Raw genomic sequence first — 23,964 nt, 5'->3', positions numbered from 1 at the left:
AAAATTGATAAAGAGTTCCAAGAAGTAAGTGGATATTCTATATACCGTGCGATTCAGAAGGCTAAAGAAATTGAAGAAGAAAAGCTTGTGAAAATGTAAAAAATATTTTGAAAAATAAAAACTGAAGTGATATAATGTGATAACAACTAAAAACGGACAATATAAATTGTCCGTTTTCTACTATCGATTACAAAGTGCATATAAAGGAAGGAGTGATTGCATCGTAGATTCAATCTTAGCAAGGAATTGTTCGTTGGTCATTGCTGAAAACTCCTCTGGTGATATATGAATACCAACTAATAATTCTGCTTTTTTTACAGTAGCTAGACGTTCAATCATCTTTTGTAAATCATTTGTTTCAAGTGTTTTATGTAATTTTACACTTGGTTTAGTATGGTCAATGGACCAAACGAAGTCCTTTGGAATATTTGTTTTTAAATCATTTATATGTTCTAAGAAGGCGTGAGCCGTCTCCACTTTTTGTGGACACTCATAGATTAAACCAAAGTATATGAAGGCATGAGTACCCCATAATCCAATTTGGAAATGTGGTAGCATTTTATATCCGCGTTTATTTGTTGAAAAAGCAACCCAAGTATCGTTTGGTGGATTGACTTTGCGACGTGCGTGTTTTGCTACATGATAAAAAAAGTTCTCATCAGTTTGTTTGGATAAATACGCTGCAAACTGTTCCCCTAAAGCTTCTAGCTTAGGATGAATGTTCGTTTTAATTGCACTCATTCGTTCTTCGAGACCATCAACTGTAAAGACCTCAAAATCAGTTGATTTGAATGTTTGTAGTGTCATGATTGTTCCTCCAACTCCTATTTTGCTTTTATTTTAGCATAGCTTGTACTATTCATAAAAAAAACAGCACAAAAAAATTTAAATAAAAAAATATAATTTTGTTGCATAGATGATTTATCCAACATAGTATAGTATAAAACAAAAAAATCAGAAAATTGAATCAATTCTAGTCCGAGGGCAGACGAATATTGGGAGGAGGCAAATAATATGAGACAGGTGATTAATGCGTTAAAGAGAACAGATGCTGAAAAGAGAATACCGGTGCTACGTTTGGAGCTAGATTATGAATTAGCGACTTTATATGATGCGATGATGGAAAATGATAAACAGAAAAAAGAAGAGTGTGTACAAAAGTTAGAAGTGTTAAGACTTGAAATGATTCGTTTAGAAGCGTAATAATAGTATATGTATAAAAAATTAGTTGGTGCGAACCTTATAAAGGGTTCGTTTTTTCTGTGAACAGTATAGATCGGAGTGTTTAAACATGCAAGAAGTATGGAAAGACATCGATGCACACGCCAAACAGTGGATTCGGGATGCGGGAGAGCGTTTAATGGCATCAATGAAAAAAGCACTTATTATAGAAACAAAATCAAATGCAGCTGATTTAGTAACAAATATGGACCGAGAAATAGAACAGTTTTTAATTGGGAAAATTAAAGAAACATTCCCACATCATCATATTTTAGGTGAAGAGGGCTATGGAGACGAGGTAACTTCTTCTGACGGGGTTGTTTGGTTAATTGATCCAATTGACGGCACGATGAACTTTGTTCACCAAAAAAGAAATTTTGCAATTTCAATTGGAATTTATGAGAACGGTATCGGAAAGATTGGACTTATTTATGATCCAGTTCATGATGAATTATATCATGCGTTAAAAGGGGCTGGAGCATTTTGTAATGAAGTACCAATACCTTTATTAGAAAAAGGTACTGTAGAGCAAGGTATTGTAGCTTTAAATGCGATATGGCTTACCGACAATCCATTGCTTAATATGGAAAGTATGATGGCACTTGTTAAGAAAGCAAGAGGCACGAGATCATATGGCTGTGCAGCTTTAGAGATGGTATACGTTGCAACTGGAAGAATTGATGCATATGTAACGCCTAGATTATCACCATGGGACTTTGGTGGGGGACAGATAATTGTAGAGGAAGTTGGAGGCAAGGTAACAACATTCTCCGGAGCGCCACTTTCTATCGTGGAGAAGAGTAGCGTATTAGTTGCGAAGCCAGGGGTGTATGAAGAAGTGTTATCGTTTATCCCGCTTTAATGGGCAGTAAGACCCCCACCTCAAATTTCAGCGAAAGCAAAGAAGTGAGGTGGGGGGCGGGCTATCCATAAAAGCCCGATTGGTAAGGGCTGATTAAAGTTTCACTTTATATCCAAGTAACAAAAAAAGTAAGAGGCTATATACAGGCTTCTTACTTTTTGACGTTATTGCGATTTACGCATTTTTCTTTTTGTTACAAAACCGTATCCAACTGTAACAAATGTGCCGATAATGCAAATAATAATACCGATTGGACTATTTTCAGCAATCATAATGCCGATACCGATTAAGAAAATAACACCGATAATTGCAGTTAATAAAAAGCGATATTGAATGTGTTCCATTTCTTCACCCTCCAATCTCATTTTACTTTCACAAAAGTAAGAATACAACTATATTTTCATTCTTGATTTTATTTTAATTGCTATTGTATCCCCTTCGCTCTTATAATAGAGAAGGATTAAAAAGACATTAGGAGTTGGACATGTTGAAAAAACGACAAGATTTACGCAATATAGCAATTATTGCCCACGTTGACCATGGTAAAACAACACTTGTTGACCAGTTATTACGTCAAGCGGGGACTTTCCGTGCGAACGAACACGTTGAAGAGCGCGCAATGGATTCAAATGATCTAGAAAGAGAGCGCGGTATTACAATTTTAGCGAAAAATACTGCGATTCACTATGAAGATAAAAGAATTAACATTTTAGATACACCGGGTCACGCTGACTTCGGTGGAGAAGTAGAACGTATTATGAAAATGGTTGATGGTGTTTTACTTGTTGTTGATGCATATGAAGGTTGTATGCCACAAACACGATTTGTTTTAAAGAAAGCTCTTGAGCAAAACTTAACTCCAATCGTAGTTGTAAATAAAATTGACCGTGACTTCGCTCGCCCTGATGAAGTAGTTGATGAAGTAATCGACTTATTCATCGAACTTGGTGCAAACGAAGATCAATTAGAGTTCCCAGTTGTATTTGCATCAGCAATGAACGGAACAGCAAGCTTAGATTCAAACCCAGCAAATCAAGAAGAGAATATGAAATCATTATTTGATACAATTATTGAACATATTCCTGCACCAATTGATAACAGCGAAGAGCCACTTCAATTCCAAGTAGCACTTCTTGATTACAACGACTATGTTGGACGTATTGGAGTTGGACGCGTATTCCGCGGTACAATGAAGGTTGGACAACAAGTTGCTTTAATGAAAGTAGACGGAAGCGTAAAACAATTCCGCGTAACAAAATTATTTGGTTACATGGGATTAAAACGACAAGAAATTGAAGAAGCAAAAGCTGGAGACTTAGTAGCTGTTTCTGGTATGGAAGACATTAACGTTGGTGAAACAGTATGTCCAGTTGAACATCAAGATGCGTTACCATTATTACGTATTGATGAGCCAACACTACAAATGACGTTCCTTGTAAATAACAGTCCATTTGCAGGTCGTGAAGGTAAATACATTACATCTCGTAAAATTGAAGAGCGTCTTCGTTCACAATTAGAAACAGATGTAAGTTTACGTGTAGATAATACAGAGTCTCCTGATGCATGGATCGTATCTGGACGTGGGGAACTACATTTATCTATCTTAATTGAAAACATGCGTCGTGAAGGTTATGAACTACAAGTATCTAAGCCAGAAGTAATTATTAAAGAAGTTGATGGCGTAAGATGTGAGCCTGTAGAGCGTGTACAAATCGATGTACCTGAAGAATACACTGGTTCTATTATGGAATCTATGGGTGCACGTAAAGGTGAAATGTTAGATATGGTGAATAACGGAAACGGTCAAGTTCGCCTTACTTTCATGGTTCCAGCACGTGGTTTAATTGGTTACACAACAGAATTCTTAACATTAACTCGTGGTTACGGTATTTTAAACCATACATTCGATTGCTACCAACCAGTACACGCTGGACAAGTTGGTGGACGTCGTCAAGGTGTTCTAGTTTCACTTGAAACAGGAAAAGCATCACAATACGGTATTATGCAAGTTGAAGACCGTGGTGTAATCTTCGTTGAACCAGGTACAGAAGTATATGCTGGTATGATTGTCGGAGAACACACTCGTGAGAATGACTTAACAGTTAACGTTGTGAAAATGAAACAACAAACTAACATTCGTTCTGCGACGAAAGATCAAACTTCAACAATGAAAAAACCACGCTTAATGACTTTAGAAGAATCATTAGAGTACTTAAACGATGACGAGTTCTGTGAAGTAACTCCAGAATCAATTCGTTTACGTAAAAAGATTCTTGATAAGAGCGAACGTGAAAGAGCTGCTAAGAAAAAGAAATCTGTAGAAGCGTAAAATAGTAAAACAGCTACCTTTAATTAAGGTAGCTGTTTTTTATGTTTATTTTTTAGAATATTTACTCTTTTTGTGGACAGTATTTTTTTCACAGGTTACTCTTGTATTAAGTACATAAAGAAAAATGGTTTGATTTATGAGGAAGGGGGATAAATGGTGTTAGAAAGAATGTCGTTTTTTGCGAAGTTATGTAAAGTTGATGAAAATCCAGAACTAGGGATGTGGTTACTGTATGGCGTCATTATTGTATTAAGTGCACTTGTGTATAATTTAGGTTTTGCAAGAAAACTATCTATAATAAAAAATATAGTGATATATGTATCGTTAGCGATTGGGTGTACAGTGTTAACTTTCTTTGCAGTTTTTTTACCTGTTGGAGAGGGGCTTGTTGTAGCAGCAATTGTACTTGGGATTTATAGGTTGCGATTACGTCAAGCAAGACAACAAAAAGCAGGATGAGGGGGGAAGTTTTATGCGTTCCGTACAAGATGCGTTATATAATTGGTTAACAATTAAAACAGTTGCTGAAGCACGTCCGGATGATAGTGCTGCAAAAGAAACGTATTTGTTATTTCAAAATATGATATATGAAGAACATAAATTGAGAAATGTGGAAGTTAAGAAGGACGAGGAAATGTATTTAGTTACATATGAAATAAATGGAGAAAGAAAATCTGTAAGGTTTCCATTAGAAGCTATTGATTGTTTTTTGGATCAAATGAATCGCGAACCTGAAAAATATAAATAAGTCCTTTATCATATTGATAAAGGACTTATTTATATTTTACCAATCGTCTTCGACTTTTTTATCACGATATAATCGGAAATTACCACTTGCATGACGTTCCATCGTACGTTCAGCAATTCGTTCCGAACATTCCATGCACATATATGTATGAATAGGGCGATTACGCAGTTTTTTTGCCATAGGATTTTCATCATCTAACATATCTTTTTTATCACAAATCATACATTTGACTCTCATTTCGTCACCTCAATACGAATTCTATCAGTATAAGTATATCATGGAAGTGTAATGTTTTTGAATAATAGCGGGAAAAAATAATATTTTCGCAATTCGAAAAATAGGTTATGATAAGGATATATGAAGTATATTTGGAGGTGGAAATATGGCGAATGTAGTAGAGCCCACATTAACAGATGATTTAGTACAAACATTACGTAAAGAGTGTATTGTTATGGTAGCGACAACAGATTTTGAAAAACAAGTTCCTAACGTAAGTGCTATTTCTTGGGTGTATGCAGTGAGTAAAACTAGTATTCGATTTGCAGTAGATCAACGTTCACGTATTGTGGAAAATATAAGACATAGTACTGGAGTGGTATTGACTATAATGGCGAATGAATCCGTATTTTCCATAAGTGGTGCAGGTGAAATTTTGACTGATAGAATGGAAGGCATTCCTCTAAAATTAACTGTAATAGAAGTAAATGTACAAGAAGTACGTGATGTTATGTTTTATGGTGCAAAACTTGCAATTGAGCCAACATATGAAAAAACGTATGATCTTCGTGCAGCTAAAAAGCTCGATAACCAAGTGTTAGCAGGAATGAAAGAATTATAAATGTGATAAATAAGAAAGTCAGTTATTAACTTTTGTAATCACTTATTGTGATTTTATGTTAATAATTATAATTAAAAGTAATATATTGAATAGAAATGAATAAAAAATAAATAAAAGGTTTAATGGCTATAAATTTCGATTCTACCTCGTTTATACGTTACATATAATTATAACAATGGTTCGTCCATATTTTATGGATGAAACCCTTGTTCTACAAATTTAAAAGTGGAGTCAGGGGGTAACAGGTTGGATAAAATTTATGTGTTAGATACGAATGTACTTTTGCAGGATCCTTTATCTATTTTTTCATTTGAAACCAATGAAGTAGTGATTCCAGCAGTTGTATTAGAAGAGGTTGATTCGAAAAAGCGTTATATGGATGAAGTAGGACGAAACGCTCGTTATGTATCTAAGTTAATAGACAAATTTCGTGAAATAGGAAAACTGCATGAAAGTATTCCGCTAGAAAACGGCGGTACATTTCGTATTGAATTAAATCATCGTTCGTTTGTCCAACTACAAGATATTTTTGTAGAAAAAACAAATGATAATCGAATTTTAGCTGTAGCAAAAAATCTATCTTTAGAAGAACAAGAAAAAGAGGACGGGAAGTCTGTTATTTTAGTAAGTAAAGACGTGCTCGTAAGGGTAAAAGCAGATGCAATAGGTTTAAAGGCGGAAGATTATTTAAGTGATCGGGTCATTGAAGTGGAAAATATATATTCAGGATTTTTAGAAGGATATATATCAAAAGAACAATTGGATTATTTTTATGAAAAAGGCGAATTGCCTTTATCCGAAATTGCAAATCATCCTTTTTATCCAAATCAGTTTGTAGTAATGAAAGATGCATTAGGTGGATCTAGTTCAGCACTAGGTATTGTGGATCATTTAGGTAAGAAGGTAAAAAAACTTATTTTTCACAATGAACAAGTATGGGGAATACGACCACGAAATGTGCAGCAAATTATGGGATTAGAATTGTTGCTTCGTGAAGATATTCCACTAGTCACGCTAACAGGGAAAGCTGGTACAGGAAAGACATTACTAGCTTTAGCTTCGGGCCTCATGCAAACGGAAGATTTAGGGTTATACAAAAAACTACTCGTTGCACGGCCAATTGTTCCAGTTGGGAAAGATATCGGTTATTTACCGGGAGAAAAAGAAGAAAAGTTAAGACCGTGGATGCAACCGATTTTTGATAATCTAGAGTATTTATTTAATACGAAAAAACCAGGAGAGTTAGATGCTATTTTAGCTGGAATGGGTTCGATAGAAGTGGAAGCTCTTACGTATATACGCGGGAGAAGTATTCCAGATCAGTTCATTATAATTGATGAAGCACAAAATTTAACGAAGCATGAAGTGAAAACGATACTAACGAGGGTAGGAGAAAAAAGTAAAATCGTATTAATGGGAGATCCTCAGCAAATTGATCATCCGTATTTGGATGAGTATAATAATGGTTTAACATATGTTGTAGAGAAATTTAAAGAGCAACGTATTAGTGGTCATGTGAAATTTGTAAAAGGGGAGCGATCTAATTTAGCTCAACTAGCAGCAGATTTATTATAAAAAGGAGTGAGCTAAAGCTCACTCCTTTTCTTTAAATAATTGTAAATTTGCGGATGTTACGGATTGGATTTTGTCTATTAGATCCATCATTGTAATATAAATGAACAGGTCCATCTTCTTTTAATGGTTTTCCTTTTTTTGAAAAACCAAGAATAGCATGTTTGACAGTTTCTAATGGAAGCGTTATTGTAGCATCTACTGTTTCGATCTCGACTTGCGTAGCGTCATCTGAAATTTCGGCGTTAGCAAGAAAAGGTTGAAATGGTATACCGAATGTTCCAGTAATTAGCTGTTCTTTTTTAAATTTCTTTACACTTTGTTGTATCGGCGGGAAAGCAGCACCATCACGGATTTCGCGATCCCAATGTTCCGAAGTGTTTTTTAAATAAGTTTCTAGTTCTGAAGTGTTTTCTCTCGTTTCATCAAAGTAAGTTGTCAAATCTACTTTTCGATCATCAAAGATCCAAACGGTTGGATCGATAGTGATTGGAAAACGAACTTTTCCATTAATAAATAAAATTTCGCTCATTGTTGTTCCCCCATTTGTGTTATACTCCCACTTTTCAGTATAATAGTATTAGACACTATTGTCACAAAAAATGTTTCTATTGCAATTTATTAAAACTATCGCTAATATTAATAGATAGGAGAGAGTAGGACGGAAACGGAGGGAATCAATTTGGCGTCTGAGACAGTATCAAATCATCAGGAAAAGGCACTAGCCCTTCTACAAGCGGATGCGGAGAAGATTTTAAGACTTATTAAGGTGCAAATGGACCATCTTACAATGCCGCAATGTCCATTATATGAAGAAGTGTTAGACACACAAATGTTTGGACTATCCCGCGAAGTCGATTTTGCAGTTCGCCTTGGTCTTATTTCAGAAGAACAAGGGAAAGCAATGTTAGGAGAGCTTGAACGTGAGTTATCTGCACTTCATGAAGCATTTACAAACAAACAACAATAACGGGTTCAAATAAGGGGGCTCAAACTGAAAAAGTTTGAGCTTTTTATTTGTATAATAAAGCAGGAAGAATCAATGTACATATGGAATACAACAATAATTAAATTGAAACAGAGAGAGGAAATGAAATGAAAAGAGTATGGAAATCAATGGATTATTCATTATTACTTCCTCTTGTTATCTTATGTGTGCTGGGAGTTATAATGGTATATAGTTCTAGTTCCATTGTTGCGATTTCGAGGTTTGATAAACCAGCAAATTTCTTTTTTAAAAGACAATTAATTACTTTAGCTGCTGGGACAATAGTATTAATAATTCTTGCTATTATTCCATATAAAGTGTGGAGAAAACGAATCTTTTTATTGGGAAGTTATGGAATTAGTGTAGCGTTATTAGCAGCAGCTGCCTTTTTTGCTAAAGCAGTAAATGGTGCAAATGGATGGATATTTGGAATACAGCCTGCGGAATTTGTTAAGATAACAGTTATTCTCGTATTGGCTCATTTCTTTGCGAAAAGGCAAGAAACGAATACGTCTGTTTTTAAAGGATCAGGACCAGTACTTTTGGGTGTTGGTTTAATCATGTTTTTAATTTTAAAGCAAAATGACTTAGGTACCGATATGTTAATTGCGGGAACAGTAGGAATTATGTTTCTTTGTTCAGGAGTTAATGTGAATTTGTGGATAAAGAGATTCTTGTTAACGTCTATAGTATGGGCTCCGGCGTTGTATTTCCTTGGGAGTTATAAATTAAGTCAGTACCAAAAAGCACGGTTTTCCGTTTTTCTTGATCCATTTAGCGATCCACAAAAGGATGGATTTCAATTAATAAATTCGTTTATTGGAATTGCTTCGGGAGGGCTAAATGGTAGAGGATTAGGAAATAGTGTACAAAAGTATGGTTACTTACCAGAACCACAAACGGATTTTATAATGGCAATTATATCTGAAGAACTTGGTTTTATAGGTGTGGCTATTATTTTAATCTGTTTATTACTTATAATTATTCGGGCGTTTAGAGTTGCACAAAAGTGTAAAGATCCATTTGGAAGTTTAATAGCTATCGGAATTGCAAGTTTGTTTGGAGTCCAAACATTTGTTAATGTTGGTGGTATGTCTGGATTGATACCACTTACAGGAGTTCCTTTACCGTTTGTTAGTTATGGCGGGAGTTCCTTATTAGCTAATCTACTCGCGATGGGGATATTACTCAATATTGCTAGTCATGTAAAACGACAAGAGAAACAACAGAACGAGACAGTTAAAGAAAGAGAACAAGGCGGACCACATCTTGTAGTTGTAAAATAAAACACATTGTGCTTTAGAGCGCGATGTGTTTTTTATTTTTAAGTATTTTTAAATATGATGTATTAATTTATCTTTTAGTTAAAGGGTATATCACATTAAGTTGAAAGTGATATACAATTAGGTTGTTACATAAGGAAGAGGTATGCTATACTATTTTTGTGAGACAAATTGCTCAGAAAACTTATCATTTGTTAAAAAATAAGGTATGATGGATAAAAATAAAGTGAAGCTTTCTAAGTATAATATAATGTAGAAAGTGAAGAACTTCACGCTCTTTATGGTGTGTATATATTTTATCTCTAGAGTGGTAGGAAAGTAGAGGGGGAAAATCATGACAAAGCTGCAACGTATTCAAAAAGTATTGGTAGCTAACCGTGGAGAGATTGCAATTCGTGTGTTTCGAGCTTGTTCGGAACTGGGATTAAAAACAGTTGCAATCTATTCTAAAGAGGATAGTGGTTCTTATCATCGTTATAAAGCCGATGAATCCTATTTAGTTGGGGAAGGAAAAAAGCCAATTGATGCTTATCTAGATATTGAGGGCATTATTGAGATTGCGAAAAGTAATCATGTAGATGCAATTCACCCTGGATATGGTTTCTTGTCAGAAAATATTCAATTCGCAAAACGTTGTGAAGAAGAAGGGATTATCTTTATCGGTCCAAAAAGTAAGCATTTAGATATGTTTGGAGATAAAGTAAAAGCAAGAACACAAGCGCAGCTAGCACAAATTCCAGTTATTCCTGGTAGTGATGGGCCAGTAGATTCATTAGAAGAAGTCGAAGAATTTGCCGAAAAGTATGATTACCCGATTATTATTAAAGCTTCCCTTGGCGGTGGCGGTCGTGGTATGCGTATTGTACGTACTAGTGAAGAATTAAGAGAATCGTATAATCGAGCAAAGTCAGAAGCAAAAGCAGCCTTTGGTAATGATGAAGTATACGTAGAAAAATTCGTTGAAAAACCTAAACATATAGAAGTTCAAATTTTAGCAGATGAAGAGGGCAATGTTGTTCATTTATACGAGCGAGACTGTTCTGTACAACGTCGTCATCAAAAAGTAGTAGAAATTGCACCTAGTGTGTCGCTTTCAGATGATTTGCGTCAGCGTATTTGTGATGCTGCTGTGAAATTAACGAAAAATGTAAATTATTTAAACGCAGGAACAGTTGAATTCCTTGTAAAAGATGATAATTTCTATTTCATTGAAGTAAATCCGCGTGTTCAAGTAGAACATACAATTACAGAAATGATTACAGGAGTCGATATCGTTCAATCACAAATTTTAATAGCTGATGGACATGCATTACATAGCAAAATGGTAGGTGTTCCAAAGCAAGAGGAAGTTGTTGTACATGGATTTGCAATACAATCTCGAGTAACGACTGAGGATCCACTAAATAATTTCATGCCGGATACAGGAAAAATTATGGCGTATCGATCAGGTGGTGGCTTTGGGGTTCGTCTTGATACAGGTAATAGTTTCCAAGGTGCTGTTATTACACCGTACTATGATTCTTTACTTGTAAAAGTTACAACATGGGCGCTTACTTTTGAACAAGCTGCTGCAAAAATGGAACGTAACTTAAAAGAATTCCGTATTCGTGGTATTAAAACTAATATTCCATTCCTAGAGAATGTAGTAAAACATAAAAACTTCTTATCAGGGGAATATGACACTTCATTTATTGATGCGTCACCGGAACTATTCTTGTTCCCCAAACGTAAAGACCGCGGAACGAAAATGTTAAATTATATCGGGACAGTAACAGTAAATGGCTTCCCAGGAGTAGGGAAAAAAGAGAAACCAATTTTCCCAGATGCTCGTATACCAAATGTATTACACTCAGAGCCAATCCAAAATGGAACGAAACAAATTTTGGATGAGCGTGGAGCAGACGGATTAGTAAAATGGGTACAAGATCAAAAACGTGTACTTTTAACGGATACAACATTCCGTGATGCGCATCAGTCATTACTTGCAACGCGTATTCGTACAAAAGATTTACACCAAATTGCAGAGCCGACAGCGAGAATGTTACCGAACTTATTCTCAGCAGAAATGTGGGGCGGTGCAACGTTTGATGTTGCATATCGTTTCTTAAAAGAAGATCCGTGGGAACGATTACTAGATCTTCGTGAAAAAATGCCAAATGTTTTATTCCAAATGTTACTTCGTTCTTCAAACGCGGTTGGTTACAAAAACTATCCGGATAATTTAATTCAAAAGTTTGTGGAGTGTTCTGCTCAAGCTGGAATTGATGTGTTCCGTATTTTTGATAGCTTAAACTGGGTAGAAGGTATGAGAGTTGCGATTGATGCTGTACGAGATACTGGTAAAATTGCAGAAGCAACTATGTGTTACACAGGGGATATCCATGATCCGTTACGTAGTAAATATGATTTAAATTACTATAAAAATTTAGCAAAAGAATTAGAAGCATCAGGAGCTCACATTTTAGGTATTAAAGATATGGCGGGCTTACTAAAACCAAATGCAGCATATGATTTAGTTTCAGCATTAAAAGAGACGGTATCGATTCCGATTCACCTGCACACACACGATACGAGTGGAAATGGTATATTAACGTATACGAAAGCAATTGAAGCAGGTGTTGACATTGTCGATGTAGCAGTAAGTTCTATGGCTGGTCAAACGTCACAACCAAGTGCGAACACGCTATACTATGCGTTAGGTGGAAACGAAAGACAGCCAGATGTTAATATAGATTCATTAGAAAAATTATCTCATTACTGGGAAGATGTACGTAAATACTACGCACCGTTTGAAAGTGGTATGAATGCTCCTCATACAGAGGTATATATGCACGAAATGCCAGGCGGACAGTATAGTAATTTACAACAACAAGCGAAAGCGGTTGGCTTAGGCGATCGTTTCGATGAAGTGAAAGTAATGTACCGCCGTGTGAATGACATGTTTGGTGATATTGTTAAAGTAACACCATCATCTAAAGTTGTCGGTGATATGGCATTATTCATGGTTCAAAATCACTTAACAGAACAAGATGTTTTAGAGCGTGGACATTCTATGGACTTCCCAGGATCTGTTGTTGAAATGTTCTCTGGAGATTTAGGACAACCATATGGTGGTTTCCCGAAAAAGTTACAAGAAATTATTTTAAAAGGGAAAGAACCATTAACAGTAAGACCAGGTGAATTATTAGAACCAGTAGATTTCGACGCGTTAAAAGAAGAGCTATTCCATAAACTTGGACGCGAAGTGACGATGTTTGATGTAGTTGCATATGCATTATATCCAAAAGTATTTATGGATTACGAAAAAGTTGCTGAGATTTATGGAAATGTATCTGTGCTTGATACACCGACATTCTTCTATGGTATGAGACTTGGTGAAGAAATCAATGTGGAAATTGAACAAGGTAAAACATTGATGGTTAAACTAGTATCAATTGGAGAGCCTCAGCCAGATGGGAATCGTGTTCTTTACTTGGAGTTTAACGGTCAACCACGTGAGATTGTTGTGAAAGACGAAAGTGTGAAAGCAACAGTTGCACAACGTGTGAAAGGAAACCGTGAAAATCCAAACCACATTAGCGCAACAATGCCAGGAACGGTTATTAAAGTAGTTGTAAAAGAAGGCGATGAAGTGAAAAAAGGCGATTCTATGGCAATTACAGAAGCGATGAAAATGGAAACGACAGTTCAAGCGCCGTTCAATGGTAAAGTGAAAAAAGTATATGTTAACGATGGAGATGCAATTCAAACGGGTGACTTACTCATTGAATTAGATCACTAAAATAAAAAAGAGTTGTGGAAACACAGCTCTTTTTTATTAAGAAAAAATACCTTGCCAATTCGGCAAGGTATTTTCATTTATTTTGTTTGTTTAGAAGTTGATGCAGCTTCTTTTGCATTCACTTTACTTCTTGTACCTAACATAACTAAATAGCATAGTACAGCAAACAAGCAAGAAATGAATAGTGAATGTAATAATGCCATTGATAAACTAGCATTTGTAAATACGACTAAAATTCCTACGATAGCTTGAAGTGTAACAAGGATAAATGAGATGATCCATCCCCAGTATACGACAGGCTGCTGTTTGTAATGGCGGATAGCGAGAATCATCGCGTATAGTATCCAAGCGAAAATTAACATCGCTGCAACTCTATGTCCCATTTGAACCCATTCATGTAATTGAGTTGGCATAGGTCTATTTTTGCTACATAAAGGAAAGTCTGGACAGGCTAAGCTAGCTCGTTCGTGACGTACTAAAGCCCCTGTGTAGACGACAATATAACTGTAAATTGTTACACCATAAATATGAAATTTCATTTTTTTATCCATAATAAGTGAACGTGCATCAAATTTTTGGTCAATTTCAAAGATAAGACACGTTAATAAAATGACAGAAGCAAATGAAATTAAGGAAATACCGAAATGGATAGCAAGTACAGCTGGCATTTGCCCCCAAACAACCGCTGCGGCTCCCATTAATGCTTGTGCAACTAAAAATACGAAGGATAAAATTGCTAACGTTTTTGTTTCGCGCACATGTTTATAATATTTCCAGGACAAAATACAAAGGAGAGTGACAAGAATTCCTGCTGATCCTGATGTAAGGCGATGACTTAGTTCAATAATAGTTTCCATTGATAAATTAGATGGAACAAATTCGCCGTTACAAAGTGGCCATGATTTACCGCACCCTTGGCCAGAGCCTGTTTTTGTAACTAAGGCGCCTCCTAATAAAACTATTAATAAATCAAGACTCGTAATGACTGCTAACCATTTAATAAAGCGTTGCAATCTCTTTCACCATCTTTCTGCTATGAAGTTATTGCGAAATATTTTCATTCCATTATGTATAGAATAAAACGCGCTAGTTCCTATGATATATAAAAAATAATAAAATAGCAAAGAAATGGAGGGGGAAGACAGGGAAGAGAAAACGGGTGTGGAAATAAGGTTTATAAGGAAATTTTTAGGTGAAAAATAGGCTATTTTGAAAAGAAATGGGGAGAATACGTGTTAAATATGACAAAAAAGTTTATTATAGAAGGTAACATCATGTTATGATATGGATAAGTAACAATTAAGTTTTTTATGTTCGACACAAAAAGTTCATGTTTTCTTCACAAAATGTTCGGGAAATATGATTTAATATATTGGAGTATGGGCGTAGATTAGTAGTAGAATGGGTTAACAATGTTTCTACTGTAATAATATTGCTATATAGAAGCGAAATATTTCAATTTGAAATAGGCGCAAAAAGAAAGATGAAAGTTTTAAGAGGGGGTTAAAGTGATGAACCATGCAACAAGTGAGCTGCATGATGAGTCTGCTGTTACAAGCGTACCGGAAACAACTCGGTTACAAGATTTAAAAGCGCTCGTTAAAATGGGGATTGTAAACTCAAATACACTTACTGTATTTACAGGATTTTGGTTGGCATTACACTTTAATGGATTAAGTGTAATGGACAATCTGGATAAGTTATTCTTTACAATCGTTGGTTCTGGATTAGTTATGGCAGGGGTATGTTGTTTAAACAACTACATTGATCGAGACATCGATCCATTAATGGAAAGAACAAAGACCCGTCCAACGGTTACTGGAAAGTATAAACCAGGATTTGCACTTACATTTGGACTAGTTATATTACTTCTTGGTTTTGTATTTTTATTATTAACAACACCAATGGCAGTCTTAATGGGATTTATTGGTGCTTTCACATATGTTGTTCTATATAGTTTATGGACAAAGAGAAAGTATACACTAAATACTGTTGTAGGTAGTATATCTGGTGCAGTTCCACCTTTAATTGGGTGGGCAGCAATCGATCCATCTTTAGGCCATCCAATTGCTTGGATGTTATTTTTAATTATGTTTATTTGGCAAATCCCACATTTCCTTGCATTAGCAATGAAACGTGTTGATGAATATCGAAACGCAGGAATTCCAATGCTTCCTGTAGTTCATGGATTTGAAATTACGAAACGCCAAATTATGATTTGGACAGTATGTTTATTACCACTACCATTTTATATGAGTGGACTAGGGATAACATTTATGGTAATTGCAACACTGCTTAACATCGGATGGATCGTTTTAGGTTTTTATGGCTTCCGTAAGAAAGATGACATCAAATGGTCTGTGCAAATGTTTGTTTATTCCCTAAATTATTTAACAATCTTATTTGTATCAATGATTGTAGTTACATTCTTCTAAGACAACGACATAATTGGATTTCTTTACGTTGAGATTTACTTTACTTAACTATAAAGTACAATCTAATTCACAAGGAAAGTGGGGGTTGTTTGTATGAAGAAACAGTGGCGACTGCTTTCGTTCGTTTCACTGCTGGCTTTACTGTTAGGGGGATGCGGTAAAGCCTTTCAATCTACTTTAATTCCGCAAGGAGAGGTAGCAAAAATGCAATATGATCTGCTCTTACTAGCAAGTGCGATCATGGTAGGAGTAGTACTAGTAGTTACTATTATTTTCTTATATGTAATTGTGCGTTTCCGACAAAAGAAAGGTCAGGAAGATTATATTCCGGAGCAAGTTGAAGGGAATCACAAACTAGAAATTATATGGACAGTTATTCCGATTATTCTTTTGCTAATCTTAGCTGTTCCGACGGTTACATATACATTCAAACTTGCTGATGTAAGTGCGATGGAGAAAAAGAATATTGATAAAGATACTATCGTTGTTGATGTAACAGCGAATCTTTATTGGTGGGAATTTTCTTATAAATCAGAAAAGATAGTAACTTCTCAAGATTTAGTCATCCCCACAGGTAAGAAAGTGTATTTGAATTTGAAGGGTGCCGATATTAAACATTCGTTTTGGGTTCCATCTTTAGCTGGGAAAATGGATACAAATACAGATAATGTGAACAAAATGTGGTTAAAGGCAGATAAATCGGGCACTTATAATGGTTTTTGTACAGAATTTTGCGGCCCATCACATTCTTTAATGCAATTCAAAGTGAAAGCTTTAGATGAAAGCGAGTACAAAAAGTGGCTTGCTGATATGAAGAAAATTGATGGGAAGAAAGAAGTAGCTTCAACAAAGGCGCAAGAAGGCCAAGAAATATTTAATAAAAGCTGTATTGGTTGTCACGCAGTTGGATCTAATGATAGTAGACCACCTTCCGCTCGTATCGCACCAAACTTAGCAAACTTTGCGGATCGCGATACAGTTGCCGGCATTGCTGAAAACAATGAAGAAAACTTAAAAAAATGGCTGAAAGATCCTGAAAATATGAAACCAGGAAATAAAATGACTGGTAAATATGGCAACTTAACAGACGATCAAATTGATGCATTAAATGCATATTTACAAACGTTGAAAGTTGAAAAGTAAAGAGGGATTATTCGCGAAGGGGAGGTTGAAAACGTGAGTTCTGTAGCAAAAAAACAGGGGATGGGTGCTGTCATATGGGATTATTTAACGACAGTAGACCATAAAAAGATTGCCATTCTCTATTTAATTGCAGGTGGATTGTTTTTTATAATAGGCGGAATAGAAGCTCTATTTATTCGCCTTCAATTAGCGATTCCTAACAACGCTTTTCTTGTTGGGGATGCTTATAATCAAGTATTAACTATGCACGGTACAACAATGATTTTCCTCGCAGCTATGCCACTCGTGTTTGCATTTATGAACGCCGCTGTACCACTTCAAATTGGTGCACGTGATGTAGCGTTCCCGTTTTTGAATTCACTCGGATTTTGGTTATTTTTCTTTGGTGGAGTATTTTTAAATTTAAGTTGGTTTTTAGGTGGAGCACCTGATGCAGGATGGACATCTTATGCATCTTTAGCTTTAGCCTCTAAAGGCCATGGTGTTGATTTTTATGTGCTTGGCTTGCAAATCTCCGGTATAGGTACATTAATTGGAGGTATTAACTTCCTTGTAACCATTATTAATATGCGTGCGCCAGGGATGACGTATATGCGTATGCCGATGTTTACATGGACGACATTTGTAACATCTTCATTAATATTATTTGCTTTTCCGCCGTTAACTGTAGGATTAGGCCTTTTAATGTTAGACCGCTTATTTGGAACAAGTTTCTTTAATCCAGCACTGGGCGGGAATACAATTATATGGGAGCACTTATTCTGGATTTTCGGTCATCCAGAAGTATACATTCTTATACTCCCAGCTTTCGGAATATTCTCAGAAATCTTCGCGACGTTTTCGAAGAAACGATTATTTGGTTATTCGTCGATGGTGTTTGCGACAGTATTAATTGGATTTTTAGGATTTATGGTATGGGCGCATCATATGTTTACCGTTGGGCTTGGTCCAGTTGCAAATGCTATTTTCTCGGTTGCAACAATGGCGATTGCGGTTCCGACTGGTATTAAAATATTCAACTGGCTCTTTACAATGTGGGGCGGAAGTATTCGTTTTACGACACCGATGATGTGGGCAGTAGCCTTCATTCCATCATTCGTAATGGGAGGAGTTACAGGTGTTATGCTAGCATCTGCACCAGCTGATTATCAATTTCATGATAACTATTTCGTAGTAGCTCACTTTCATTACGTAATTGTCGGCGGTGTTGTATTTGGTTTACTAGCAGGAGCCCATTATTATTGGCCACTGATGTTTAATAAAGTATTGAATGAAACGTTAGGAAAGATAACATTTTGGTTATTCTTTATCGGTTTCCATTTAACGTTCTTCATTCAGCATTTCCTAGGATTAATTGGTATGCCACGTCGTTACTACACATATCTTGAAGGTCAAGGGTTGGAAATGGGCAATATGATTAGTTCTATTGGAGCGGTATTTATGGCTCTTGGAACGATTGTTCTTCTATTCAATGTAATTAAAACAACAGTATCAAAAGAAAAGGCTGGTCGTGATCCATGGGATGGACGTACATTAGAATGGACAATGCCAGCACCTACACCAGAATATAACTTTAAACAATTACCATTTGTTCGCGGGTTAGATCCGTTTTGGATTGAAAAACGTGAAGGGAATAAAGAGATGACAGCGGCGGAACCAGTTGGTGATATTCATATGCCAAATCCATCATTTTCACCATTTATCATTTCTTTAGGATTGTTTATAGCGGCATTCGGTGCAATGTATATGCAGGGTGGAAAAGATAAGTTTTGGTTATTAGTAGCAATTATCGGTTTAATTATTACGTTTGGTACAATGTTCCTACGTTCAGTAATTGATGATCATGGATATCATATTCATAAAGAAGATTTAGAAGATAAGGGGGGCAAGGCGTAATGCATGTAGATGAAAAATTAACGAATGAAACATTTCCAGCAGAGCCTGAAAAAGCAACCCTTGAGGGGAAAAATAAGTTTGTCGGTTTTTGGTTATTTCTTGGAGGCGAAACAGTATTGTTCGCTTCCTTATTTGGCACATATTTAGCTTTAAAGAATTCTACAAATGGCGGACCAACATCTCAAGAGATGTTCCAAATGCCACTCGTTTTCATTATGACGATGCTTTTATTAACGAGTAGCTTAACGAGCGTATATGCGATGTACCATATGAAAAACTTTAATTTTAAGAAAATGCAACTTTGGCTACTGGTAACAGTGCTGCTAGGTTTAGGGTTTTTAGGATTTGAGATCTATGAGTTTTATCATTATACGCATGAATTTAAGCATACTATGAGAAGTAGCGCATTTGGTTCCGCGTTTTATGCTCTTGTTGGTACACATGGACTCCACGTATTGTTTGGATTGTGTTGGATTTTAACATTAATCTTTAGAAATGCGAAGAGAGGTCTAAATTTATACAATGCACCGAAGTTTTATGTTGCATCGATTTATTGGCACTTTATTGACGTAGTTTGGGTGTTTATTTTCACTGTAGTATATTTGATGGGAATGGTGGGATAAACAATGGCGATAAAGCAAACGAATAATCCTAAAGTTGATCTTGTTTATCGGAAAAGAAAAAGTGCGGAGGAAATGAAGCATCAAGTTATTACATTTGCATTAATGATTTTTTTAACATTAGTTGCATTTGTAGCAGTAGCATATCCGAAAACTTTTAGTCCGACTTTTTCAGTACCATTTATTTTACTATTAGCGGTGGTACAAGTAATTTTTCAATTGTATTATTTTATGCATATGAGTCATAAAGGACATGAAGCGGCAAGTTTCTTTCTTTATTCTGGTCTGTTGATCGGATTAATTACAATTTTAGCTTTTATGACAATTGTGTGGATTTGAAAAGTGGAGAATAAGGGAGCTTGTGTTGACACAGCTCCCTCTTCATGTTATGTGAACGGATAACCTTAAGAAGGTAGGTGTGAAAATGAGTAACTTGTGGATATTTGGTTTTCAAGCGCTATGGAGTCCAATCTTTTTACTATTTATGATTTCAATCCTTATTGGGTACTTTTTAATTATTGGGCCATATAGAATGCGATTTGAACATGCGACAAAGGTAAGTAAGAAGCAAGTTTTTTATTTTACGACTGGAATTGTTCTTTTGTATTTTGTAAAGGGAGGGCCTATTGATTTAATTGGTCATATTATATTTAGTGCACATATGTTTGAAATGGCAGTTATGTATATTGCCGTTCCGCCGTTATTGTTGCTTGGTATACCAGTTTGGTTATATCGCTATATTACTTCTTTTAAGTTCGTTCAAATTATATTGAAGATATTTGCTAAGCCACTTATTGCATTGTTTGTATTTAATGGCCTGTTTTCTTTTTATCATTTACCAGTTGTTTTTGATACAGTAAAACAAAGTCAAATTGCTCATCCTATTTGTCTTGCTATATTGTTCTTTACGGCAATCATGATGTGGTGGCCGATGCTAAATCCATTACCAGAATATCAAACGTTGAGTGATATAAAGAAACTTGGTTATATGTTTGCTAATGGTATATTATTAACGCCAGCTTGCGCGTTAATCATTTTTGCGACGGCACCATTATTTGCAACGTATACGGATCCGGCTGCTTGGATGAAGGCGATGGAATTATGTGTACCAGCGGGAACTTTATCTGATTTAAATATAACTGGACCAGAATTTTTACACTGGATGCCCGTCGTGCAAGATCAACAAACAGGTGGCATCATTATGAAAATTGTCCAGGAAATAGTGTACGGTACGATTATTGGTTATGTGTTCTTTCGATGGGCGCGTAGAGAGCGTGAAAAAGATAAAGAACAGTTGCAACAATTACCGCCATATTTACAAACGAAGTAAAAAGTGTATGGGTTTCCATACACTTTTTTAGTTTTACTAAACTTTTATAGATTGAATTTTCTGATTATTTATGTTAAGTTAGTGTAGGCATGTACTAAAAGTGGATATAAGATTTACTACTAGCTTTAATGCATAATAATTCCATGTGTAGTACAAGTTTTTTAGAGAGTTACAAATTTATATTGTTATCTTTAATAAAACAAGGACTATTTTAAGGGGGAATTTAAATGGGTAGTAGTGGAAGTATGGTAAAGCCAATTAGTGGTTTTTTAACAGCATTAATACAATATCCAGTACCGGTAGTAGAGTCACGTGCAGACATTGATAAACAAATTAAACAGATCATAAAAACAATTCATTCAACTAAAGCAGGGTATCCTGGATTGGAATTAATAGTATTTCCAGAATATAGTACGCAAGGGCTTAATACAAAAAAATGGACTACAGAAGAGTTTTTATGTACAGTCCCTGGGCCAGAAACAGACTTGTTTGCTGAGGCATGTAAAGAGTCTGAAGTATATGGTGTTTTTTCTATAATGGAAAGAAATCCTGATGGTGGAGAACCGTATAATACAGCAATAATTATTGATCCACAAGGTGAAATGATTTTGAAGTATCGTAAGCTAAATCCTTGGGTGCCAGTTGAACCTTGGAAGGCTGGAGATTTAGGTTTACCTGTTTGTGATGGACCTGGAGGAAGTAAATTAGCTGTTTGTATTTGTCATGATGGTATGTTTCCTGAAGTAGCTCGTGAAGCAGCTTATAAAGGCGCAAATGTCTTGATTCGTATTTCTGGATATAGCACACAAGTTAGTGAACAATGGATGTTAACTAATCGTTCGAATGCATGGCAAAATTTAATGTATACATTGTCGGTGAACTTAGCCGGTTATGATGGTGTATTTTATTATTTTGGTGAAGGACAAGTATGTAATTTTGATGGGACTACTTTAGTGCAGGGACACCGAAATCCTTGGGAGATTGTTACTGCTGAAGTATATCCAGAGCTAGCAGATCAAGCTAGATTAGGATGGGGTCTCGAAAATAATATATATAATTTAGGTTCAAGGGGATATGTAGCGACTCCTGGTGGGGTGAAAGAAAACCCATATACGTTTGTAAAAGATTTAGCTGAAGGTAAATATAAGGTTCCTTGGGAAGATGAGATTAAAGTAAAGGATGGAACTATTTATGGGTATCCAGTCAAAAAGACGATTCATTCTTAAGTAAGATAAATAGAACAAGCGCATCAATATGATGCGCTTGTTCTATTTACTCAATGATTTGGAATTCTTTTAACTCTTTTTCGACATTTTGTAGGAGTTGTTCGCTTTTTTGAAGTACATTCGTTGGGAAAATTTCACCATCACCATATTCAACGCCGTGAGGATAATAGTGTTTACCTAATAAAGGAGGAAGTAGCTTTATTTCAGCGTGTCTGCTACCAATGTCACCTTCAACAGCTAAACCTTGTACACGTAAATAATAAACATCGTTTAATATTTCGAATTTATAATCGTATGTAACTCGTTCATAATCCCACTGTCCAGCAAGTACAAAATGGTTCTTTTCCATAATCTCTGTTAATAGTGTTAAATCAACGACGGCTCCATTAAATTTTGTATTTGTAAATTGCATAAAATACCTCCTTTTTTAATGTTACATCATTATTTTTATAATAGTATGAATAATAAGAAAGTGCAATTCATATTGAGAGAAAAGGGATAATCCAGACTTTTTTTGCGAAAATATGATATAGTGAAAAGAGTACGGTACACACAAAAAAAGGAAAGAAAAGGATTTGTGTATATCTCAATTTTATGTTTTGTGCAGGAGGTATATCGATTGAAGAAATTATTGCGTATCGTAATGATTACAATTTTAATTTTAGCTGTTGATTTATACGGGAAATTACTCGTTTCACAATATATATTAACCCCATCTCAATCAAAGCAAGAAAATAAAATTGTGAAAAAGAAAAAACAAGTAAATGAAGACTCTTCCGATACGGTTTTAAATATGATTGGTGGGGACTCTGAAATTTTATTAGCGAAATGGGGCGAACCTTCTCGAATAGAGCCATCTGCTTACGGATATGAATGGTGGGTATACAATCAAGATTTATCTCAGTATGTTCAATTTGGGGTTGCTGAGCGTAAAGTTGTAACGGCGTATGTTGCTGGTGAGCAAGTTAAGGTGCCACCTTATTATATAAATGAAAAGTATGAAGATGTGTATAAAAAGAATCCACTCTCGCATGAGATTTCATTAAAAAGAGGGAAGAGTAGTTATCAATTTGAGTTATCTGATACTGAAGTGATGGAGCAACCATTAATACCAGTAGAAGATGGCTGGGCACAATTATATTTTGATCATTTTACGCATGAGCTTGTTGGTGTTCGTTATATGGATGACGAAACGTTATTACGTCAAAGACCGTATCAGCTCGTTTATTCAGGTGAATTACTGGCAGAACAACCATTAACTCCAGATAAAATGAAACAAATAGAGAATGGGAATATGCAACAAATTTTTGATTTAACAAATATTATTCGAAGTCGTCATAATTTACCGTTGTTAGCGTGGGACCAACAAACGGCAGAAGTGGCAATCGGTCATAGTAAAGATATGAAGGATAATAATTACTTTTCACACGATTCACCTACATTAGGTACGTTAGGAGATCGTTTACAACGCGGGAAAGTAGGATTTCAACTTGCCGGTGAGAACATAGCGGCGCAACATAGTGATGGAGTTGCTGCATTGCAAGGTTGGTTAAATAGTGAGGGACATCGAAAGAATTTATTGAATGAACAATTTACAGGATTAGGTGTTGGCGTATACGATAAGTTTTATACACAAAATTTTATTCGGAAATAAAATGAAACTGTAAATTGTGGATGGGAATCTTCCCCTAT

25 protein-coding genes are annotated in these 23,964 nt (G+C 35.6%); 19 read left to right on the top strand and 6 right to left on the bottom strand.

What is annotated here, in order from left to right; all coding sequences use genetic code 11:
- On the top strand, positions 1-99 hold a 99-nt coding region (locus MR079_RS01460), incomplete at its 5' end, for a UPF0223 family protein (protein ID WP_242293335.1).
- A gap of 81 nt (positions 100-180) precedes the next feature.
- Here the strand turns inward: MR079_RS01460 and MR079_RS01455 are convergent.
- Positions 181-807 (bottom strand): YktB family protein, encoded by a 627-nt coding sequence (locus tag MR079_RS01455; protein WP_242293334.1) that lies wholly within the window; start codon positions 805-807, stop codon positions 181-183.
- Between the two features lie 207 nt (positions 808-1,014).
- Here MR079_RS01455 and MR079_RS01450 point away from each other — a divergent pair, with 207 nt between their 5' ends.
- Both MR079_RS01450 and MR079_RS01445 read left to right on the top strand, forming a co-directional pair.
- Positions 1,015-1,203, top strand: a complete 189-nt coding sequence (locus MR079_RS01450) for a hypothetical protein (protein ID WP_001250168.1) — start codon at positions 1,015-1,017, stop codon at positions 1,201-1,203.
- An 88-nt stretch (positions 1,204-1,291) separates the two neighbouring features.
- Positions 1,292-2,083 carry an inositol monophosphatase family protein gene (locus MR079_RS01445; protein WP_087954450.1) on the top strand — a complete coding sequence of 264 codons (792 nt, stop codon included), beginning with the start codon at positions 1,292-1,294 and terminating at the stop codon, positions 2,081-2,083.
- 164 nt (positions 2,084-2,247) lie between these two features.
- Here MR079_RS01445 and MR079_RS01440 read toward each other — a convergent pair whose 3' ends face one another.
- Positions 2,248-2,427 carry a DUF5325 family protein gene (locus MR079_RS01440; protein WP_000400127.1) on the bottom strand — a complete coding sequence of 60 codons (180 nt, stop codon included), beginning with the start codon at positions 2,425-2,427 and terminating at the stop codon, positions 2,248-2,250.
- Positions 2,428-2,567: 140 nt separating this feature from the next.
- Between MR079_RS01440 and typA the strand changes: the two genes are divergently transcribed.
- From typA to MR079_RS01425, 3 genes are all read left to right on the top strand, one after another.
- Positions 2,568-4,412: a translational GTPase TypA gene (gene typA / locus MR079_RS01435; protein ID WP_000914763.1), complete on the top strand. Its 1,845-nt coding sequence runs from the start codon at positions 2,568-2,570 to the stop codon at positions 4,410-4,412.
- A 156-nt stretch (positions 4,413-4,568) separates the two neighbouring features.
- On the top strand, positions 4,569-4,871 hold the full coding sequence (locus MR079_RS01430) for a YlaH-like family protein (RefSeq protein WP_242293333.1): 303 nt from the start codon (positions 4,569-4,571) through the stop codon (positions 4,869-4,871).
- Between the two features lie 13 nt (positions 4,872-4,884).
- Positions 4,885-5,160, top strand: a complete 276-nt coding sequence (locus tag MR079_RS01425) for a hypothetical protein (protein ID WP_139866891.1) — start codon at positions 4,885-4,887, stop codon at positions 5,158-5,160.
- 36 nt (positions 5,161-5,196) lie between these two features.
- On the opposite strand, the gene MR079_RS01420 is transcribed toward MR079_RS01425, so the two are convergent.
- Positions 5,197-5,397: a YlaI family protein gene (locus MR079_RS01420; protein ID WP_001995040.1), complete on the bottom strand. Its 201-nt coding sequence runs from the start codon at positions 5,395-5,397 to the stop codon at positions 5,197-5,199.
- A 145-nt stretch (positions 5,398-5,542) separates the two neighbouring features.
- On the opposite strand from MR079_RS01420, the gene MR079_RS01415 reads away from it, so the two are divergent.
- Positions 5,543-5,998, top strand: a complete 456-nt coding sequence (locus MR079_RS01415; protein ID WP_000024588.1) for a pyridoxamine 5'-phosphate oxidase family protein — start codon at positions 5,543-5,545, stop codon at positions 5,996-5,998.
- A 246-nt stretch (positions 5,999-6,244) separates the two neighbouring features.
- Positions 6,245-7,573 carry a PhoH family protein gene (locus tag MR079_RS01410; protein ID WP_000358083.1) on the top strand — a complete coding sequence of 443 codons (1,329 nt, stop codon included), beginning with the start codon at positions 6,245-6,247 and terminating at the stop codon, positions 7,571-7,573.
- 31 nt (positions 7,574-7,604) lie between these two features.
- Here MR079_RS01410 and MR079_RS01405 read toward each other — a convergent pair whose 3' ends face one another.
- Positions 7,605-8,102 carry a molybdopterin-binding protein gene (locus MR079_RS01405; protein ID WP_139866893.1) on the bottom strand — a complete coding sequence of 166 codons (498 nt, stop codon included), beginning with the start codon at positions 8,100-8,102 and terminating at the stop codon, positions 7,605-7,607.
- A 150-nt stretch (positions 8,103-8,252) separates the two neighbouring features.
- Here MR079_RS01405 and MR079_RS01400 point away from each other — a divergent pair, with 150 nt between their 5' ends.
- The 3 genes from MR079_RS01400 to pyc all read left to right on the top strand — a co-directional run bounded on the left by MR079_RS01400 (position 8,253) and on the right by pyc (position 13,622).
- On the top strand, positions 8,253-8,540 hold the full coding sequence (locus tag MR079_RS01400) for an Fpa/YlaN family protein (RefSeq protein WP_000135697.1): 288 nt from the start codon (positions 8,253-8,255) through the stop codon (positions 8,538-8,540).
- A gap of 125 nt (positions 8,541-8,665) precedes the next feature.
- Complete coding sequence (locus MR079_RS01395) at positions 8,666-9,844, top strand: FtsW/RodA/SpoVE family cell cycle protein (protein ID WP_087954453.1); 1,179 nt, start codon at positions 8,666-8,668, stop codon at positions 9,842-9,844.
- 331 nt (positions 9,845-10,175) lie between these two features.
- Positions 10,176-13,622, top strand: a complete 3,447-nt coding sequence (pyc, locus tag MR079_RS01390; RefSeq protein ID WP_139866897.1) for a pyruvate carboxylase — start codon at positions 10,176-10,178, stop codon at positions 13,620-13,622.
- Positions 13,623-13,699: 77 nt separating this feature from the next.
- Here the strand turns inward: pyc and ctaA are convergent, their stop codons facing one another.
- Positions 13,700-14,635, bottom strand: coding sequence for a heme A synthase (gene ctaA / locus MR079_RS01385; protein ID WP_001188737.1), 936 nt, complete (start codon positions 14,633-14,635; stop codon positions 13,700-13,702).
- A 498-nt stretch (positions 14,636-15,133) separates the two neighbouring features.
- On the opposite strand from ctaA, the gene ctaB reads away from it, so the two are divergent.
- The 7 genes from ctaB to MR079_RS01350 all read left to right on the top strand — a co-directional run bounded on the left by ctaB (position 15,134) and on the right by MR079_RS01350 (position 22,272).
- Positions 15,134-16,057, top strand: a complete 924-nt coding sequence (ctaB, locus tag MR079_RS01380; RefSeq protein WP_001015058.1) for a protoheme IX farnesyltransferase — start codon at positions 15,134-15,136, stop codon at positions 16,055-16,057.
- Positions 16,058-16,150: 93 nt separating this feature from the next.
- Entirely contained in the window at positions 16,151-17,200 is a 1,050-nt protein-coding gene (gene coxB / locus MR079_RS01375; RefSeq protein WP_000745271.1) for a cytochrome c oxidase subunit II, read from the top strand.
- A 60-nt stretch (positions 17,201-17,260) separates the two neighbouring features.
- Positions 17,261-19,096 carry a cytochrome c oxidase subunit I gene (ctaD, locus tag MR079_RS01370; protein WP_011040617.1) on the top strand — a complete coding sequence of 612 codons (1,836 nt, stop codon included), beginning with the start codon at positions 17,261-17,263 and terminating at the stop codon, positions 19,094-19,096.
- Complete coding sequence (ctaE, locus tag MR079_RS01365; protein ID WP_000557861.1) at positions 19,096-19,719, top strand: cytochrome c oxidase subunit III; 624 nt, start codon at positions 19,096-19,098, stop codon at positions 19,717-19,719. The genes ctaD and ctaE overlap by 1 nt, the downstream gene beginning before the upstream one ends.
- Positions 19,720-19,722: 3 nt before the next feature.
- Positions 19,723-20,055, top strand: a complete 333-nt coding sequence (ctaF, locus tag MR079_RS01360) for a cytochrome c oxidase subunit IVB (protein ID WP_000985703.1) — start codon at positions 19,723-19,725, stop codon at positions 20,053-20,055.
- Between the two features lie 85 nt (positions 20,056-20,140).
- Positions 20,141-21,046: a cytochrome c oxidase assembly factor CtaG gene (ctaG, locus tag MR079_RS01355; RefSeq protein ID WP_139866899.1), complete on the top strand. Its 906-nt coding sequence runs from the start codon at positions 20,141-20,143 to the stop codon at positions 21,044-21,046.
- 227 nt (positions 21,047-21,273) lie between these two features.
- Positions 21,274-22,272, top strand: coding sequence for a formamidase (locus tag MR079_RS01350; protein WP_000535791.1), 999 nt, complete (start codon positions 21,274-21,276; stop codon positions 22,270-22,272).
- A 46-nt stretch (positions 22,273-22,318) separates the two neighbouring features.
- Here MR079_RS01350 and MR079_RS01345 read toward each other — a convergent pair whose 3' ends face one another.
- Positions 22,319-22,684 carry a YugN family protein gene (locus tag MR079_RS01345; protein WP_001160939.1) on the bottom strand — a complete coding sequence of 122 codons (366 nt, stop codon included), beginning with the start codon at positions 22,682-22,684 and terminating at the stop codon, positions 22,319-22,321.
- Between the two features lie 207 nt (positions 22,685-22,891).
- On the opposite strand from MR079_RS01345, the gene MR079_RS01340 reads away from it, so the two are divergent.
- Positions 22,892-23,926: a CAP domain-containing protein gene (locus tag MR079_RS01340; RefSeq protein WP_242293332.1), complete on the top strand. Its 1,035-nt coding sequence runs from the start codon at positions 22,892-22,894 to the stop codon at positions 23,924-23,926.
- Positions 23,927-23,964: the final 38 nt, after the last annotated feature.

The organism is Bacillus cereus group sp. BfR-BA-01381, assembly GCF_022663555.1.
GTDB classification, from domain to species: domain Bacteria; phylum Bacillota; class Bacilli; order Bacillales; family Bacillaceae_G; genus Bacillus_A; species Bacillus_A pacificus.
This window is presented reverse-complemented; position numbering and strand designations above follow the sequence as displayed.

Excerpts from the sequence above, each read along its gene's own strand:
- MR079_RS01415 (WP_000024588.1), top strand. The coding sequence starts at position 5,543 with ATGGCGAATGTAGTAGAGCCCACATTAACAGATGATTTAGTACAAACA.
- typA (WP_000914763.1), top strand. The coding sequence starts at position 2,568 with ATGTTGAAAAAACGACAAGATTTACGCAATATAGCAATTATTGCCCAC.
- MR079_RS01450 (WP_001250168.1), top strand. The coding sequence starts at position 1,015 with ATGAGACAGGTGATTAATGCGTTAAAGAGAACAGATGCTGAAAAGAGA.
- MR079_RS01440 (WP_000400127.1), bottom strand. The coding sequence starts at position 2,427 with ATGGAACACATTCAATATCGCTTTTTATTAACTGCAATTATCGGTGTT.
- coxB (WP_000745271.1), top strand. The coding sequence starts at position 16,151 with ATGAAGAAACAGTGGCGACTGCTTTCGTTCGTTTCACTGCTGGCTTTA.
- ctaD (WP_011040617.1), top strand. The coding sequence starts at position 17,261 with ATGGGTGCTGTCATATGGGATTATTTAACGACAGTAGACCATAAAAAG.
- pyc (WP_139866897.1), top strand. The coding sequence starts at position 10,176 with ATGACAAAGCTGCAACGTATTCAAAAAGTATTGGTAGCTAACCGTGGA.
- MR079_RS01350 (WP_000535791.1), top strand. The coding sequence starts at position 21,274 with ATGGGTAGTAGTGGAAGTATGGTAAAGCCAATTAGTGGTTTTTTAACA.
- ctaF (WP_000985703.1), top strand. The coding sequence starts at position 19,723 with ATGGCGATAAAGCAAACGAATAATCCTAAAGTTGATCTTGTTTATCGG.
- MR079_RS01345 (WP_001160939.1), bottom strand. The coding sequence starts at position 22,684 with ATGCAATTTACAAATACAAAATTTAATGGAGCCGTCGTTGATTTAACA.
- ctaG (WP_139866899.1), top strand. The coding sequence starts at position 20,141 with ATGAGTAACTTGTGGATATTTGGTTTTCAAGCGCTATGGAGTCCAATC.
- MR079_RS01420 (WP_001995040.1), bottom strand. The coding sequence starts at position 5,397 with ATGAGAGTCAAATGTATGATTTGTGATAAAAAAGATATGTTAGATGAT.
- MR079_RS01395 (WP_087954453.1), top strand. The coding sequence starts at position 8,666 with ATGAAAAGAGTATGGAAATCAATGGATTATTCATTATTACTTCCTCTT.
- ctaE (WP_000557861.1), top strand. The coding sequence starts at position 19,096 with ATGCATGTAGATGAAAAATTAACGAATGAAACATTTCCAGCAGAGCCT.
- MR079_RS01425 (WP_139866891.1), top strand. The coding sequence starts at position 4,885 with ATGCGTTCCGTACAAGATGCGTTATATAATTGGTTAACAATTAAAACA.
- MR079_RS01405 (WP_139866893.1), bottom strand. The coding sequence starts at position 8,102 with ATGAGCGAAATTTTATTTATTAATGGAAAAGTTCGTTTTCCAATCACT.
- MR079_RS01455 (WP_242293334.1), bottom strand. The coding sequence starts at position 807 with ATGACACTACAAACATTCAAATCAACTGATTTTGAGGTCTTTACAGTT.
- MR079_RS01445 (WP_087954450.1), top strand. The coding sequence starts at position 1,292 with ATGCAAGAAGTATGGAAAGACATCGATGCACACGCCAAACAGTGGATT.
- ctaB (WP_001015058.1), top strand. The coding sequence starts at position 15,134 with ATGAACCATGCAACAAGTGAGCTGCATGATGAGTCTGCTGTTACAAGC.